This window comes from Aeromonas sp. S13(2024) (assembly GCF_041402405.1).
GTDB lineage: Bacteria > Pseudomonadota > Gammaproteobacteria > Enterobacterales > Aeromonadaceae > Aeromonas > Aeromonas veronii.
In genome coordinates, this window is the sequence record NZ_JBGLRA010000003.1 from 210,933 (window position 1) to 227,704 (window position 16,772).

Sequence of the window (16,772 nt, forward strand, 5' to 3'; positions counted from 1 at the left end):
AATAGAAGGAACTTCGGTATGATCACATTGCTTGTCCTGCTGGTGCTGGCGATAGCCGTTGTGCTCGGCGTACCCTCCATCCGTAAAAAGGTGGTAACCCGTCCGGTGTTCGGCATCTTCAAAAAGATACTGCCGCCCTTGTCAGCTACCGAGCGGGAGGCCATGGAAGCCGGCTCCGTCTGGTGGGATGGCGAGTTGTTTCGCGGCAACCCCGACTGGAAAAAACTGCACGGCTACGGCAAGGCCGAGCTGACCGCAGAGGAGCAGGCCTTTATCGACAATCAGGTCGAAACCCTGCTCGCCATGGTTGATGACTTCAAGATCGTCAACGAAACCAAAGACCTGCCAGAGCCGGTGTGGGACTATCTGAAGAAGGAAGGCTTCTTCTCCCTGATCATCCCGAAATCCTACGGCGGCCGCGAATTCTCGGCGATTGCCAACTCCACCATCGTCACCCGTATCGCGACCAAGAGCCTGAGCGTGGCTGTCACCGTCATGGTGCCGAACTCTCTCGGCCCGGGTGAGCTGCTGATGCACTACGGCACCCAGGCCCAGAAAGATTTCTGGCTGCCGGGGCTGGCCAATGGCAAAGAGGTGCCCTGCTTCGCCCTGACCGGGCCGGAAGCGGGCTCCGATGCGGGCGCCATTCCTGACAAGGGGATCGTCTGCAAAGGGATGCACAAGGGTGAAGAGGTGCTGGGTATTCGCCTCAACTGGAACAAGCGCTACATCACCCTGGCGCCGCGCGCTACCGTACTGGGGCTGGCGTTCAAACTCTATGACCCGGAAAAACTGCTGGGTGACAAGGAAGAACTCGGCATCACCTGCGCCCTCATCCCCACCAGCCACCCGGGCGTGCGTGTCGGCGATCGCCACTACCCCATGGGTCTGGCGTTCCTGAACGGCCCGACCTTCGGCAAGGATGTGTTCATTCCGCTCGACTGGATCATCGGCGGCCCGGATTACGCCGGTCGCGGCTGGCGCATGCTGGTCGAATGCCTCTCCGCCGGTCGCGGCATCTCGCTGCCTGCCCTGGGCACCGCTTGTGGTCATATGGCTAGCCGTACCGTGGGAGCCTACTCCTATGTACGCAAGCAGTTCGGCATGTCCATCGGCAAGTTTGAAGGGGTGCAAGAGGCGCTGGCTCGTATCGGCGGCCTCACCTATCAGCTGGAAGGGGCCCGTCGTATGACCGCAGGTTCCCTGGACTTGGGTCAGGCACCGGCCATCGTCACCGCGATTTCCAAGTACCACATGACCGAAATGGCGCGTCAGATCATGGATGACTCCATGGACATCCACGCCGGTCGTGCCATCCAGCTGGGCCCGAAAAACTACACCGGCTACGCCTACATGGGTATTCCGGTGGCCATCACGGTGGAAGGGGCCAACATCCTGACCCGCAATCTGATGATCTTCGGGCAAGGGGCTACCCGCTGCCACCCGTACGTGTTTGCCGAGCTGGAAGCGGCGGCCGATACCGACGTGGAACGCGGTCTCGAGAAGTTTGACGCCCTGCTGATGAAGCACATCGCCTTCGGCGCCGGCAACTTCTTCGGTTCCCTGTTCCAGGGGCTGACTCTGGGTCAGTTCAACAGCGCGCCGGTAGCTGGCGAAACCGCCCGCTACTACAAACAGCTGTCCCGTATGAGTAAAGGGCTGGCCCTGTGCGCCGACGTCTCCATGCTGATGCTGGGTGGCGATCTCAAGCGCAAGGAGATGATCTCCGCCCGTCTGGGTGACGTGCTGAGCCACCTCTACCTGGCCTCCGCCACCCTCAAACACTACGAGGATCAGGGCCGCATGGTCTCCGATCTGCCATTCGTGCAGTACGCGGTAGAGCGCAACCTCTATCTGATTGGCAAAGCGTTCGAGGGCTTCTTCCAGAACTTCCCGAACAAGGTGGTGGGTGCCGTACTCAAGCGGGTGGTATTCCCGTTCGGCGTCGGTTACAAGATGCCGGCCGACGATCGCTGCCACGCCATCTGTCTGGCCATGATGAAGCCGGGCGAGTTCCGCGACCGTCTGACCGCTCTCTGCTATGTCGGCAAAGACGAGGCAGATCCGGTCGGCCTGATGGAGCGCGCCTTCCAGGCCATGGTCGCCGTGCAGCCCTACGAGAAGAAGCTGGTGCAGGCCCAGAAAGAGGGCAAACTGCCCCGCAAACTGGCGCTGCCGGAGCTGGTTGCCGCTGCGCTGACCGGTTCCATCTTGAGCAAGGACGAAGCGGACAAACTGCTGGCCGCCGATGCCCTGCGCTACGAAGCGATTCAGGTAGACAACTTCGCCCCGGGCGAACTGGAAGGCTTCTCCCAGCAAGCAAACAAGCAGCCAAACAAGGTCGAGCACGCCGCCTGATCCCTTGGCAAACCTGTACAAAACCGGCCCTCGTGGCCGGTTTTTTGTTTGTTAACCATGCATTTACAATCTGGGAGAATTCCAGTTAAATGCTTGAGTCCCTTTGCAGGGGCTTTGGAAGCAAGGCCAGCGGAATGGCCGATAACAACAACTCAGGAAGAGTGAATGAACCTCGCCAAAACGGCGATCGAACGCCCCATCTGGGTGGCGGTCTCGATCGTGCTGATTTTCCTGCTGGGCCTGCTCAGCATCCGGGGACTGCCGATCCAGCTGTTCCCCGACATCGACCGTCCACACCTCAACATCTCGGTGAGCTGGCGTTCAGCCTCGCCGCAAGAAATGGAGTCGGAGATCACCGACCCCATCGAACAGGAGATGCAGGGGGTGCAAGGGCTCAAGAGCCTTGTCAGCAACAGCTATCCCGGCTTTACCGAAATCGACATGGAGTTTGCCCTCGGCACCGACATGCAGCGGGCCCAGCTAGATGTGATCTCGCGATTGAACCGGGTCTCGGGACTACCGGACAAGATTGGCGGCCCCTACGTCAACAACTACAGCAGCAACGATACCCTCACCTTCTTCTTCATCCAGCAGCTGCCCGGCGCCAAAGGGGTGATCGATGATCATCAGGCGTTGATCGAGGCGCGGGTCAAACCCGAGCTGGAACGCATCGAAGGGGTCTCGACGGTCGCAGTCGAGGGGATCAACGAGCGCCAGATCCAGATCCGTTTCGACCCCTATCGCGCCGCCGAGCTGGGAGTGGAGATCCCGGTACTGGCCAGCCGCGCCACCACTGGCTGGGACGTGTCGGCCGGTACCCTCAACATCGGTCGCTGGGAGTACAAGCTGCGCTTCGCCGGTCGTTACGATGTCGAGACGCTGGGGGACAAGGTGGTGGACTGGCGCGATGGCCTGCCTATCTATCTGCGGGATGTAGCAGAAGTAAGGGTGGCCAGGGAAGAGAACCCGGTGCTGCGGATCCAGAACGGCAATACCGCCATCGCCGCCCAGATCTTCAAGGAGAGCGGCGCCAATGCCCTGGCCTCCCTTGAGGCGATCAAGGCCCGGGTGAACGAGCTCAACCGCGAGGTGCTGGAGCCGGTCGGGTTGCACATGGAGCAGTCGTTCGATGCCTCCCTCTACATCAATCGCGCCGTCAGCATGGTCACTGCCAACCTGGGGCTCGGGGTGCTGCTCTCCTGCGCCATCCTCTGGATCTTCCTGCGCCAGCTCAAGGCGACCCTGATGATTGCCCTCGCCATCCCCATCAGCATCATGCTCACCTTCTGCCTGCTCAAGGTGATGGATCGCACCCTCAATATCATCTCGCTGGCGGGCATCGCCTTTGCCGTCGGCATGGTGCTCGACGCCGCCATCGTGGTGCTGGAGAGTATCTACCGGCGCCACGAGCGGGGGGATTTGAGCAAGGCGGAGGCGGCGCTCGAAGGTACCCGTCAGGTGTGGACGGCGCTGGTGGCCTCCACCCTCACCACGGTCGCCATCTTCCTGCCGGTGCTGCAGCTCAACGATGTGGAGGGTCAGCTGTTTGCCGATCTGGCGCTCACCATCGCCTGCGCCGTGACGGTCTCCATGCTGGTCGCCGTCATCGTGCTGCCTGCGGTGGCGGCGCGCTGGATGGGGCGTGAAACGCTGACCGATCCCTATGAGTCGCTGTGGCAGCGCACTACCCGTCACGTGATCCGCTGGACCTCGACCTCACGCCAGCGCTGGACGGTCATCACCCTGATGATGAGTCTGCCGGCCCTGGCCACCTGGGCGCTGCTGCCCAAGATGGACTATCTGCCGGACGTGAAACGGGACGCGGTGGATGTCTGGATGAACTTCACCCCCGGGGTCAATCTCAAGGCGCAGCGCGAAGAGGTGATCGATACCCTGATCGCCCGCCTCGCCCCCTACATGAAGGGGGAGAAAGAGCCTGCCCTCAAGAACTACTACATCTTGCGCTACCCGGGGGGCGCCCAGATTGGCGTGCGCCCCAAGGACGAGACCCGCATCAAGGAGCTGGAGAGCCTGTTGATGAAACAGCTGCTGGTGGGTATTCCCGACACCCGGGTGTTCGGCGGTCAGGGGTCGCTGTTTGGCGGCTTTGACAGCGAGAACGGCGTCTCCCTGCTGCTGCAGGGAGGCAACCTGCCCGAGCTCTATCAGGCGGCCCGAGCCAGCATGGGGATCCTCAGCAAGGACCTGCCGGGAGCACAGATCCGGCCCGAGCCGAGTCTCGACTTCACCGCCCCCGAGCTCAAACTGGTGCCGCAAGATCGGCGCCTCGCCGAAGTGGGTTGGGATCGCACGCCCCTGCCCACCATCATCCAGACCTTTGGCGACGGCTTGCGGGTTGGCGAGTATTTCGACGGCGAGGATCGGCTCGACATCATGCTGATGGGACAGAGCTCCGCCAATCCGGACGAACTGAAGGCCGTGCCGCTGGCCACCCCCTCCGGGCGCATCGTTCCCCTTGGCGAGCTGCTGCGGGTGGAGCATGACATGGGCCCGGCCAGCCTCTTCCGGGCCGATGGGCGGCGCAGCATCAGCCTGCAGATAGCGCCCCCGGCGGGTATGACCATGGAGCAGGTGATCGACACCCTGAAAAACCGCAGTTTTGCCGCCATCCGCCCCCTGCTGCCCGCCGGTGGCGAGCTGCGCATTGCCGGCAATGCCGACAGCCTGCAACAGGCGCTCGACAATCTGGGGACCATCTTCCTGTTCGCCGTGGTGATCCTGCTGGTGCTGCTGTGGGGGGTGTTTGCCTCCATCAAGGATGCCCTGCTGGTGCTGCTCACCCTGCCCCTTGCCTCGGTTGGCGGCGTGCTGGCGCTGCAACTGAGCGGGCTGCTGGTGCCGCTGCCGATGGATCTGCTCACCATCATCGGCTTTGTCATCCTGCTGGGACTGGTGGTCAACAACGCCATCCTGCTGGTGCATCAGACCCGCACGGCGGAGCGAGACGGCATGAGCCGCCAGCTGGCGGTGGCCGATGCCCTGCAAAGCCGGATGCGCCCCATCGCCATGACCAGCCTCACCAGCATCTTCGGCATGCTGCCGCTGATGCTGAGTCCGAGCGAGGGGAGTGAAATTTACCGCGGGCTCGCCACCGTCATTGTCGGCGGCATGAGCTGCAGCACCCTGTTTACTCTGATCCTGTTGCCTGCCTTCCTGCGTCTCGGGGAGCAGGTGGCGATCCCACAACCCCTACGCCAGCGGGCCTGAGCAAGGAGCTCATCAATGACACATATGATTACCCGAATATTGGCTGGCGCTGTGCTGATTGCAGGCAGCGCGCTACCGGTATTGGCCGATCAGGGCAAGATGGTGACCCTGGCGGATGTGACCCAAGGGGATGTGGCTGCCAATATCTGGGTCAGCGGCACAGTGGCGAGTCGCCAGCAAGCGTCGCTCAGCGCCGAAGTGAGCGGCCGGGTGGAGTGGATCGCCGAATTTGGCAGCCGGGTCAAAAAAGGGGATGAGCTGCTGCGCCTCGACAGCGCGGCACTGCGCCTCTCGCTGGAGCAGGCTCGCGCCGAGCAGGCGAAATGGCAGAGCAACTTGCGCTTCGCTCGCGCCGAATCCCAGCGGATCACCCGACTGCACCAGCAAAAGAGCGCCTCCCAGAGCCAGTACGACAAGGCCAGTTACGATGTGGAGCAGGCCGCACTGGCTGAGCGACTGGCCGCCATACAGGTGAACCAGATTGAGGAGCAGCTGCGCCGCAGCCACATCTATGCCCCGTTCGACGGGGTGGTGAACAACCACTTCATCCAGCCCGGCGAGCATGTGGACGCGGGCGAGCAGGCGCTGGAGCTGGTCAACCCGGATCAGCCGGATATCCGCCTGCAGGCCCCCATTCTCTGGGCCCAGCAGCTGGCGCCGCAAACCCGGCTGCGGGTGGAGGGGGAGCAGCTGAGCGGTCACGGCGTCTATTACCAGCGAGCCGCCAGCGCCGATCCCAAATCGCGGCTGATCGAGCTGCGCCTCAAACCGGAAGCGGGCACCTTCATCATCGGCTCGCCGGTACGGGTTGCCCTGCCACTGGGGGAGCAGCAGAGCATGCTGCTGCCCCGGGACGCTCTGGTGCTCGGCACCGATGGCAGCGTGGTCTATCAGGTGGCGCGAAGCGGCAAGGCGCTCACGGTTAATCGGGTGCCGGTCACCGTGCTGTTTGGCGACAGCCAGCAGGTGGCGGTGAGCGGCGCCCTCAAGCAGGGGGATCGGGTGGTGGTGCGCGGCGCGGGCAGCTTGCAGGATGGCGACACCATAGAATTGTTCAAGGGGTAGCCACGCCCGACGCAGGCTGGCCAATCTTTGCCCGCTTGACCCGGGACATACAGCCAAACGGGCCACAGTTTGCTATCTTGGCGGCCATCACTCGCGTTTAGAGCAATCAACACCCATGAGCATTATTTTGGGCATCGATCCGGGATCGCGGATCACCGGATACGGGGTTATCCGGGTCGTGGGCGGCAAGGCCGAATACCTGGGCTCTGGCTGCATCCGCACCGATTGCGGCGAGCTGCCGGAGCGCCTCAAGCAGGTCTATGACGGGGTATGCGAGATCATCACCCAGTTCAAACCCACCGAATTTGCCATCGAGCGGGTCTTTATGGCCCGCAACGCCGACTCGGCCCTGAAACTGGGGCAGGCCCGGGGCAGCGCCATCGTCGCCGCGGTCAACGCCTATCTGCCGGTGAGCGAATACTCTGCCACCCAGATCAAGCAGGCAGTGGTGGGCACCGGCGGCGCCGCCAAGGAGCAGGTGCAACATATGGTGACCCATCTGCTGAAACTCTCCGCCACCCCGCAGGCGGATGCAGCAGATGCCCTTGGCGTCGCGCTCTGCCACCTGCACACCCGCCAGAGCTTGATCAAGATGGCCGGTCGCGCCAGCAGCTCGGTACGTGGCCGCTATCGCTGAGCCCTTATGTCGTCCACGACTCATCTCGGTATCGCTAAATAAAAAAACCGCCCCGGAACTCCGGGGCGGTTTTTTATATTTCCCCACATAACGGGGCCATCACTGATGGCCCCGTTATGTTTCTCATGTTGAATGGATTTGCTCTACACCACCTCCCCTAGCGCGCCGATCAGAGCGTCGAGTCCTTGGTCAACCTTCGAGCGCGGGCAGCCGACGTTGAGGCGGATATAGCCTGTGCCTTCAGGGCCATAGGTGTCGCCGCGCATGATGGCGACCCGGTATTTCTCCACCAGCAAGGTTTGCAGCGCATCCATCCGTTCGGTGGAGTCGATGCCAAGACCGCGCAGGTCAATCCAGGCGAGATAGGTTGCCTCGGGCACCCGATAGTCGATGGCGGGGAAGGCCGGGTTGAGCCGCGTCGCCACATGGGCGAGGTTGCTGTGCAGATAGCTTTTCAGGGCATCGAGCCAGGCTGCGCCATCCCGATAGGCGCTGATATGGGCTAGCACCCCGAGAATGGGGGGCGATGAGAGGCCGTGGGCCGCCTTGAGCCGCTGCAGATAGGCGGTCCGCGCCGCTGCGTTGGCAATAAAGGCATAGGCGCCGCCAAGGGCGGGAATATTGAAGGATTTGGAGCCCGAGCTTACCAGCGCCCAGTGATCATCCGGCGCCACCTCGCTCCACGGCAGGTAGCGGGCAAAGCTCACATCCATATGGATGTCGTCCGAGATGACCTTGATCCCGTGGCGCTGGCAGATGGCGGCCATCCGGCCCAGTTCATCCCGCGTCCAGACCCGGCCAGTGGGGTTGTGGGGGCTGCAGAGCAGCAAAATCCGGCAATCGGGGCGGGCTGCCTGTTGCTCGAAGCAGGCCCAGTCGATCTGGTAACTCCCCTGCTCTTTTTTAAGCGGGCAAGGCAGCAGCACCCTGTCGTTGGCTGCCAGCATATTGCCGAAGGCATCGTAGGCGGGGGTATGCACCAGCACCCCCTCCCCCGGCGCCGACCAGAGGCTCACCAGCTGGGCAATCACATAGATGACCGAGGGGCCGTAAACCAGCGTCTCGGGGTCGAGGCTCGCGCCGTAGCGGTGGGCAAACCAGTCGCTCACCGCCCCCTTGAAGTCGTCGTGATTCCAGCGGCTGTAGCCAAATACCCCGTGCTCAAGGCGGGTTGCCAGGGTCTGGCGAATGCAGGGGGCGGTCTCGAAATCCATGTCGGAGATGGTAAAGGGGAGCAGATCGGCATGGCCAAAACGGTCGGCCACATAGTCCCACTGGGTGCAGTAGGTGCCGTGGCGGTCGACCACGCGGTCGAAGTCATAAATATCGTGCATGAAGTTTCTCCCTCCATAAACAGGAGACATATTGGGAGAGGCAAACAAGGGGGGCTTGCGCCCCCCGTTCGGATCTTATTGGCCGGTTCAGGCCCCCATCAGGCTCTGCAGCTGGTTTTTCACCAGATGCACCTGCGGGCCGATCACCACCTGCAGGTTGTGCTCGTCGAGCTTGATCACCCCGATGGCGCCGTTTGCTTTCAATACCTTGTCATCGACCCGGCTCATGTCCTGCACCGACATCCGCAGGCGGGTGATGCAGTTATCGAGCGCGAGGATGTTATCGGCACCGCCCAGGGCGTTAAGGATGATTTCACCGTTGTAACCGCTGTTGCCAGCCTTCTTGCCTGCGGGCTGGGCAGCCTCGCTGGTCTCGATTTCGCGACCCGGGGTCTTCAGGTTAAAGCGCACGATGGCGAAGCGGAACACGCTGTAGTAGATGGCAAACCAGATGGCGGCCGCGACCGGCACCAGATACCACTTGGTGGCGGTGCCTTGCAGCACGCCGAACACCAGAAAATCGATGAGGTTGCCGTCGGTGTTGCCGATGGTGACACCGAGCAGCCCCATGGTCATAAAGCCGAGCCCGGTCAGGATGGCGTGAATGACGTAGAGCACCGGCGCCACGAACAGGAACAGGAACTCGAGCGGCTCTGTGATGCCACCGATGACGCAGGCCACCACGCCGGAGACCAGCAGCGCCTTGATCTTGCCGCGATTTTCCGGACGGGCGCAGTGATACATGGCGAGCGCCGCACCCGGCAGGCCGCCGAGGAAGGCAGGCATCTTGCCCTGCGAGAGGAAGGAGGTGGCAGAGACCGAGAAGCCGGAAGTGTCGGCGCAAGAGAGTTCGGCGTAGAAGATATTGAGGGCGCCGCTCACCTCGTGACCGCATACCAGCGATGTGCCGCCCGCTTCGGTAAAGCGAATAAGCGCCACCAGAATGTGGTGCAGACCGAGTGGCAGCAGCAGGCGCTCACCGGTACCGAACAGGAAGGGGCCGAAGGGACCGGCGTGGGAGATGAGCGCCCCGATGCCGTTGATGCCGGCAGCAAACCAGGGCCAGGCGAACGGCACGACCAGACCGACTACACCCAGCACCAATACAGTGATGATGGGCACGAAGCGGGCGCCGCCGAAGAAGGCGAGCGCATCGGGCATCTTGTAGGTGTAGAAACGGGCGTGCAGTTTGGCGACGATCACCCCGACGATGATAGCCCCCAGAATACCGGTGTCGATGGAGCTGATGCCGAGGATCGATTTCACCCCGTAGGCCTTCTCCGCCGCCGCGTCACCGATGACGTTGGCCACGGTGAGGTAGAAGTTGATGGAGAGGTTGAGCGCCGCATAGCCAACGAAACCGGCAAAGGCCGCGACCCCCTTCTCTTCCCGCGCCAGCCCGAGCGGAATGGCCACCGCAAACATCACCGGCAGGTAGATAAAGGCTACCAGCCCCACCTTGGTCATCCAGAGGAACAGCAGTTGCAGCACGGTATTGTCGAGGAAGGGCATGCTCTGCTTGACCGCATCGCTGGTGAGCGAGCTGCCGACACCGAGCAGGATGCCCGAGAAGGCCAGCAGGGCGACCGGCAACATAAAGGTCTTGCCGAGGCTCTGCAGGAACTCCCAGATGGTGGATTTGGCTTGAGGCTTGGCCATGAAACGGCTCCTTGTGAATAGACAGCAATATCTGCGGCTTTCCCAGTGGCTGCTCGTAGCAATCTCGAAGCAGAGGCGCGGGTCAGCATCAGGTTTTGCCGGATGATAAAACGTTTTATCAATTTGCAAGTGCCGACAGGATCACAGAATAGGGGGGCTGGCTGGCAGCAGGATCCAAATTTGTGAGCCGGATCGGCCCAATGGTGATGTAACGTTTCACTTGAGCATCTGAGCAGGTATGCTGGGGCCTCGCTTTCAACTGTCCGTCATCCGTTCGCCCTATGTCGCCCAAATCCCTCTCTGCCAAAGCCACCAAGATCACCGATGTCGCCCAGCGGGCGGGAGTGTCGGTCACCACCGTCTCCATGGTGCTCAACGACAAGGGGCGCATCTCCCCGGCCACCGCCGAGCGGGTGCAGCAGGCGATAAAAGAGCTCAACTACGTGCCCAACAGCGCCGCCGCCAACCTGCGCAGCCAGCAATCCAATCTGGTGGGGCTGATCCTGCGCGACATCACCGACCCCTTCTATACCGAGGTGACCGCCGGGGTGAGCGAGGTGCTGGAGCAGCAGGGCTATCTGCTGTTTCTGACCCAGTGCGGCCACAGCCCGGAGCGGCTGCAGCAGAGCATCCACTCCCTGTCACGGCAGGGGGTGGCGGGCATCATCTTCAATCCGGTGCGCGGCGCGGCGGCCAAGACGCTGGAGACCCTGCTCGACTCCGAACTGCCGGTGGTATGCGCCGCCCGCTCCTACTATCGGGATGACGTGGACTTTATCGGCCCCGACAATACCCACGCCGCCAAGCAGGCCACCACCTACCTTATCGAGCAGGGGCACCGCCATATCGCCTACGTCGGCGGGCGGGCCGACTCCCTCACCCGCGCCGAGCGGATCGGTGGCTACTGCGCCAGCCTGTTGCAATATGGCCTGCCCTTCAAACCGGAGTGGGTACTCGAGTGCGAGCGCACCCAGCGCAGCGCCGCCGACACCATCGCCCAGCTGCTGCACCAGCACCCCAAGGTGACCGCCGTGCTCTGCCACTACCCCGAGGTGGCGCTCGGCGCCATCTATGGTGTCGAGGCGAGCGGCCGCACCGTGGGCAAGGACAACTACATCGGCCAGCAGGTGGCCCTGCTCGGCTTTGACGATGTGGCGGAGGCCGAACTCACCTCTCCCGCCCTCACCTTCATCAGCTCACCGGCCCGCGAAATCGGCCGTCAGGCGGCAAAACGACTGCTGACCCGGATGCAGCAACCCGAACTCGCCCCCAACCGCCATATCATCACCCCCAATCTGCAAAAACGGGAGTCGGCCTGAGCTGGCTGGACAAGACCGAGCTCGCCCCACCCGCCATATCATCACCGCTCACCAGCAAGCCGCAAAAGCGGGAGTTGGCCTGAGTTGGCCTGGCTGGCTCGCCCGCCTGCGAACCACCCTCTCTTCACTTTTCCTGCGCCTTGATCCAGCGCCGATAACGGGCGTTGCCAAGCAAGGTTTGCCACTGCTGGCAAGCCAGCGCCAGCGATGGCGCAACCTTGGGGTGGCTCGGCTGACCTCGGCCCAGCCGCCGCAGCTGGTATTTCACCATCGCCATATAACCTACCGAAGCCAACACCTTGTTGCGCCAGGAGATGGGTCTGAGCTCGGCGCTTGCCGCCTGCTCACGGCGCCATCTGGCAGGCAGATCCGGGGCGATGGCAAGCGCGGTGGCCATGCCGACGACCGCCACTCCGCTACCGAGCACTTGTTCCACCACCGGATAACGGCGGATCCCCCCGGTCACCATCACGGGCATATGAGCGGCACTCACTATCTCTTCGGCAAACGTCAGAAAATAGGCTTCCCGCGCCAGGGTACGGCCATCGCGGGCCTGACCGTGCATGGCGGGCGCCTCGTAACTGCCACCGGAGAGTTCCACCAGATCCACCCCGAGCGGGTTGAGCATGTCGACCACAGATCTGGCATCTTCGGTACTGAAGCCTCCACGCTGAAAGTCGGCGGAGTTGAGTTTGACCGACAGTGAGAAGCGCTCCCCCACCTGCTCACGGATCCCCTGCACTATCTCCAGCAGCAAGCGGGCACGATTCTCAAGGCTGCCGCCCCAACGATCGCGGCGCTGGTTGGTGAGCGGCGAGAGGAACTGGCTCAGCAGATAGCCGTGCGCAGCGTGGATCTGCACTCCGTCAAAACCGAGACGCTGTGCCAACAGAGCCGTATTGATAAAGCGTGCTTTCACCTCGGCAATGTCGGCTTCGCTCATGGCCCTGGGCGGAGAGAACTGTTTGGAGAAACTGCCGAGCGCCATGGGCACGACGGAAGGTGCCAGGGTAGGTTGCCCCAGTGCCGCCGGCATCTGGCGACCGGGGTGGTTGATCTGCATCCAGATCTGGGCGCCCCCGCTTTTGGCTGCTTCGGCCCAGGCCCTGAAACGCCCGGCCAGCTGTGGGGATAGCTCCAGGGTGTCGAGCACCACGCCCCCCGCTCCCGTCATGGCATGCCCATCCACCATCACATTGCCAGTGATGATAAGGCCAGCACCACCCTCAGCCCAGGTGCGATAGAGGCGGATCAGCGCCTCGGAGGGGGCATGGTCACGGTCAGCCATGTTCTCTTCCATGGCTGCCTTGGCGAGGCGGTTGATAAGCTGACTGCCATTTGGCAGGGTCAGGGGAGTAAATGGGTTCATGGCGATCTCCTCGGTAGTGAGGACCCCACCATAAGTTTGAAGCTGACTTGAAGGTCAAGCCCTTTGTCGAGATGCCGCTACGACCAAGGAAAGGCTATCCACCCACCCCTTGCTTGCTCAGGGCCGTTGACATTCAAGCGGGCTTTAACCCTAGAATCTCCCGGCACTCGCCCCTCAGCCTTAACGTCAGGGGCCATCAACCCGCAGCCCAGGAGGCAAGATGAAGATCGGTGAACTGGCCAAACAGACCGGCATGGCGGCCTCGGCTATCCGCTTTTACGAAGCCAGGGGCCTGCTCAACAAGGTGCAACGGGGGGACAACGGCTATCGCGACTACCCGCCCGAGACGGTGCCGTTGCTGACCATCATCAGCCAGGCACAACAGGCAGGCTTCTCCCTCGACGAGATCAAGCAGCTGGTACCGGCGGATATCAGCACCTGGCAACACGCCCCGCTGCTGGCGGCACTCAAGGCCAAGGTGAGCGACATAGAGGCGCTGGAGGCCAGGCTTGCCCACAGCAAGCAGCAGTTGCAGACCCTGATCCGGCTGGTGGAGTCCAAACCCGACGAGATGCCCTGTGAAGAGAACGCCGCCCGGGTATTGGCCAGCATGGGCATACCCTCTCACAAGCACGTCGCAAAGGCTGCCACCACGGCCAAGTCTGCGTCACGCCACAAAAGGTGATCCTGTTCACAACCGGCACACTCCCTCGACCAGAGAGGTTGAGAGCCAAGTGGAGAGGAATATGATGGGAGCCTCCCTCTCTTCACGAGCCCCTTTATGAGCAACCCGCACGACCAGAATCCGCCGACTGAAATCCATCGCTGTGACAAATGCGGCGAGCGTACCCACCATATCGTGGTGCTGGTCGCCCGCGATCACAGCCAGGATGTGATGCCCAAAGAGCCGCGCAAAGCCTTCTGGCAAGCCTTTACTTCCAGCAGCATCACCAACTGGGCGTTTGGTGAAACACTGGCCTACCAGACCACCCATGTAAAACATCTAATTTGCGAACGCTGCGGGGAGAAGTTTCTGGAGTATTGATGGCTCCAGTCTGTCATCCATCACACAACCAACCGAATAAACTCCCGTCATCAAGCAAGTAGTTTGTTGATCCTTGGCAGGTTTTTACCTGCTGCCGGTTTTGCATTGCCCCCACCTTGATTACCATGGCTCACTTGGCAACCGGGGTTGGGAGGGACGTTGCCGAGATCGCTCTGGCCACCATAGCACCATCACCTCCCGCCACATCACCGGTTAACAGCAGCAGAGTGGAGGCTGTCGTCCAGGGGCGGTAGCGTGCCAGCAAGAAATGGGATATAGCGATAATTTCCTCGTGACCGTCCAATTACGTTTCGACAATCCGACCGACAAAACTGAACAATCAAAGCGGTAAAAAACATGATCGATCACAAGCGATTCCAGAGATTGGTACAACAGCTCTACTCGACGGTAGAGGAACTTGAAAAAATGTTTCCGGGGCGACACTTTACGCCCGATGGCCATATGGTCGGCAGTATTGGCGAATGTCTGGTTGCTGATGCTTACGGGTTAGAATTGATGAATGCATCAAACAAGGGATATGACGCTTTATCTCCATCCGGGCTGCAAGTTGAAATCAAAGCAACGCAGGCAAAATCAGTCGCCTTCCGCAGCCAGCCAGAACACACCATCGCCATCAAAATTCTTCCCAACGGCACATTCGAAGAGATTTTTAATGGCCCGGGAAACTTGGTATGGCAGCAGTTTGACGGGAAACCCCTGCCCTCAAATGGTCAATACCAAATTTCTCTTAACAAGCTCAAAGAATTAAACAAGCAGGTTGATAAACCTCAGCGGATCTTAAGAGTCATCCAATAGAACCCGTTCACAGGATGAGGTGCCCCTCTCCGGCAACAGAAAAGGATCCCGCCGTTATGTTTGAGTACGTCGAAAAACTGCAAGCGCGCATTGCTACCATGGTCAGTCAGAACGAAGCCGGGATCCGGCAGGCGGCCCACTGGTTTAGCGAGGCTATCGTCCACAACAAGATGATCCATATGCTGGGCACCGGGCACTCTCATATGGTCGGGCTGGAGGGGTTTATCCGTGCCGGTGGCCTTGGCAATATCAACGCCGTGCTCGACTCCACCGTCACCACAGCCGATGGCGCCCTGCGCAGTTCGGCGCTGGAGAAGCTGCCGGGGCTTGCCGCCATCCTGTGGGAGGAGCAGCCGATTGCGCCGGGGGATCTGATGGTGGTCATCTCCAATTCGGGACGCAACGCCCTGCCCATCGAGTGGGCCCAGCTTGCCAAAGCACGCGGCCACAAGGTGATCGCTATTACCTCGGTGGCGCAATCGGCACAAAATCCGAGTCGTCACCCTTCAGGCCAGAAACTGATGGAGCTGGCCGATCTGGTACTGGACAACTGCGTGCCGCCGGGCGATGGCCTGTGCGAAGTCAATCATCGGGTCACTGGCGCCTTCTCCTCCATCTCCGGCATGGTGCTGATCAATACGCTGGTAGTCGAAGCGCAGAAACTGGCGCTGGCACAAGGCGTCACCCCGCTTATTTTCTCCAGCCAGAATGTGGATGGCTTTAATAACGATGATGTTTACCGCCATTTCCAAGGGCGATTGAAGTCAATGTAAGCAATTAAGATATTTTCGCGGTAAACGTTGGGCTTCACTTCGTTCAGCTCCAACCTACGATGTTTGGCCCAACATACGAGATGTTCCAGAAAAGAGCACTCATAGATGAAACGTATTCTGATTATTGGTAACTCCGGCTCAGGCAAGAGCTGGTTGGCGGCTCGATTGGCTGAGGGGTTAACTATCCGCGAGGTCAATCTGGACACCATTGTCTGGCAGAAGGGCGGCTTTAACCAAAAACGGCCCCAGCATGAGATTGACCATGCCATCCAAACACTTGCTCAAGAGCCATCATGGGTGGTCGAAGGGGTATTTGGTGCCCTGGCCGAGCAACTGCTTGATGCCGCTGATACCCTGCTTTTTCTGGATCTCGACTGGTCGGTATGCCGTGATTCACTGCTATCACGCGGATCACAAAGCGCCAGGCAACGGGATGCAGTGGCAGCGGAAAAGAACTTTCAACAACTGCTGGTGTGGGCATCGGAATATGGGCAGCGAGCCGGCAAAAGCTCCAGCCACTTCCATCGCGAGCTGTTTGATCGATTCCCAAACGACAAGCACCATTTCACGACTCGGGCAGAGGTAAATCTCTATCTTAACCAACTAGTAACTAGCCATTGGAGTTTGAGCGCTGGTCACAACTAAGGTGGCTAGTTCCTGTAGAGGATAAATATGGGGCGTAGAACAGAGTTAATATGTGTAGCATCAGGCATCATCAATTCTTTTGCGAGTAGAAACAATGATATAGATGGATACTGGGGATTAGGAAAGCTGTACAAAACTCTTGAATCTGAAGAGTCAAAAGTCGTTTCTATAGAGTTGATTACCAAAGTCGTAACTCCAGATATAAATGAATTGAAGCTCATGTCTCAATCATATTCAGAATTGCTTACTAAATTTGTATGTAATAAGAAAACACCTATCCACTGGATAATTTCTGTCACAATAACATCTGAATTTGAAGCAGAATATCAACACCACTACCATTTCTGGCGTCGTGATCTTGGTAAACCTTGTAATCTGACTTGCACTATTGTTGATGATATGGGTAATAATCATATGGCTAAGGCATACGTTAACTGCTTCCCACACAATCCACATAAAGAGCTGAGAAGTTCAAGAGTTAAATGACTTTTAAAAACTTAGTGTAAATAAAGAGTTAAACACCA

14 protein-coding genes are annotated in these 16,772 nt (G+C 60.3%); 11 read left to right on the forward strand and 3 right to left on the reverse strand.

Annotated features, from left to right (window positions below):
• Positions 1–18 precede the first annotated feature (18 nt).
• The 4 genes from ACB042_RS06665 to ruvC all read left to right on the forward strand — a co-directional run bounded on the left by ACB042_RS06665 (position 19) and on the right by ruvC (position 7,288).
• Positions 19–2,358, forward strand: a complete 2,340-nt coding sequence (locus tag ACB042_RS06665; RefSeq protein ID WP_236280821.1) for an acyl-CoA dehydrogenase — start codon at positions 19–21, stop codon at positions 2,356–2,358.
• A 165-nt stretch (positions 2,359–2,523) separates the two neighbouring features.
• Positions 2,524–5,586: an efflux RND transporter permease subunit gene (locus tag ACB042_RS06670; RefSeq protein ID WP_371178092.1), complete on the forward strand. Its 3,063-nt coding sequence runs from the start codon at positions 2,524–2,526 to the stop codon at positions 5,584–5,586.
• A gap of 15 nt (positions 5,587–5,601) precedes the next feature.
• Positions 5,602–6,651: an efflux RND transporter periplasmic adaptor subunit gene (locus ACB042_RS06675; protein WP_371178093.1), complete on the forward strand. Its 1,050-nt coding sequence runs from the start codon at positions 5,602–5,604 to the stop codon at positions 6,649–6,651.
• Between the two features lie 115 nt (positions 6,652–6,766).
• Positions 6,767–7,288 (forward strand): crossover junction endodeoxyribonuclease RuvC, encoded by a 522-nt coding sequence (gene ruvC / locus ACB042_RS06680; RefSeq protein WP_005334512.1) that lies wholly within the window; start codon positions 6,767–6,769, stop codon positions 7,286–7,288.
• 143 nt (positions 7,289–7,431) lie between these two features.
• Here ruvC and ACB042_RS06685 read toward each other — a convergent pair whose 3' ends face one another.
• Both ACB042_RS06685 and malX read right to left on the reverse strand, forming a co-directional pair.
• Positions 7,432–8,622: a MalY/PatB family protein gene (locus ACB042_RS06685; protein ID WP_371178094.1), complete on the reverse strand. Its 1,191-nt coding sequence runs from the start codon at positions 8,620–8,622 to the stop codon at positions 7,432–7,434.
• 87 nt (positions 8,623–8,709) lie between these two features.
• A complete protein-coding gene (gene malX, locus ACB042_RS06690) occupies positions 8,710–10,281 on the reverse strand; it encodes a maltose/glucose-specific PTS transporter subunit IIBC (protein ID WP_371178095.1) in 1,572 nt (523 codons plus the stop codon).
• 281 nt (positions 10,282–10,562) lie between these two features.
• Between malX and ACB042_RS06695 the strand changes: the two genes are divergently transcribed.
• Positions 10,563–11,600, forward strand: a complete 1,038-nt coding sequence (locus ACB042_RS06695; protein WP_371178096.1) for a Mal regulon transcriptional regulator MalI — start codon at positions 10,563–10,565, stop codon at positions 11,598–11,600.
• A 124-nt stretch (positions 11,601–11,724) separates the two neighbouring features.
• Here ACB042_RS06695 and ACB042_RS06700 read toward each other — a convergent pair whose 3' ends face one another.
• A complete protein-coding gene (locus tag ACB042_RS06700) occupies positions 11,725–12,969 on the reverse strand; it encodes an NADH:flavin oxidoreductase/NADH oxidase family protein (RefSeq protein ID WP_371178097.1) in 1,245 nt (414 codons plus the stop codon).
• 220 nt (positions 12,970–13,189) lie between these two features.
• Here ACB042_RS06700 and ACB042_RS06705 point away from each other — a divergent pair, with 220 nt between their 5' ends.
• The 6 genes from ACB042_RS06705 (at position 13,190) to ACB042_RS06730 (ending at position 16,734) form a co-directional block, all read left to right on the forward strand.
• Positions 13,190–13,654, forward strand: coding sequence for a MerR family transcriptional regulator (locus ACB042_RS06705; RefSeq protein WP_371178098.1), 465 nt, complete (start codon positions 13,190–13,192; stop codon positions 13,652–13,654).
• 96 nt (positions 13,655–13,750) lie between these two features.
• A complete protein-coding gene (locus tag ACB042_RS06710) occupies positions 13,751–14,014 on the forward strand; it encodes a hypothetical protein (protein WP_371178099.1) in 264 nt (87 codons plus the stop codon).
• Positions 14,015–14,371: 357 nt separating this feature from the next.
• The gene (locus ACB042_RS06715; protein ID WP_371178100.1) at positions 14,372–14,830 is read left to right on the forward strand and encodes a hypothetical protein; all 459 of its coding nucleotides are present in this window, start codon (positions 14,372–14,374) and stop codon (positions 14,828–14,830) included.
• A 56-nt stretch (positions 14,831–14,886) separates the two neighbouring features.
• Positions 14,887–15,603 carry a sugar isomerase domain-containing protein gene (locus ACB042_RS06720; protein WP_371178101.1) on the forward strand — a complete coding sequence of 239 codons (717 nt, stop codon included), beginning with the start codon at positions 14,887–14,889 and terminating at the stop codon, positions 15,601–15,603.
• A gap of 105 nt (positions 15,604–15,708) precedes the next feature.
• A complete protein-coding gene (locus ACB042_RS06725; RefSeq protein WP_236340498.1) occupies positions 15,709–16,248 on the forward strand; it encodes an AAA family ATPase in 540 nt (179 codons plus the stop codon).
• A 27-nt stretch (positions 16,249–16,275) separates the two neighbouring features.
• Positions 16,276–16,734, forward strand: a complete 459-nt coding sequence (locus tag ACB042_RS06730) for a hypothetical protein (protein WP_371178102.1) — start codon at positions 16,276–16,278, stop codon at positions 16,732–16,734.
• Positions 16,735–16,772 lie beyond the last annotated feature (38 nt).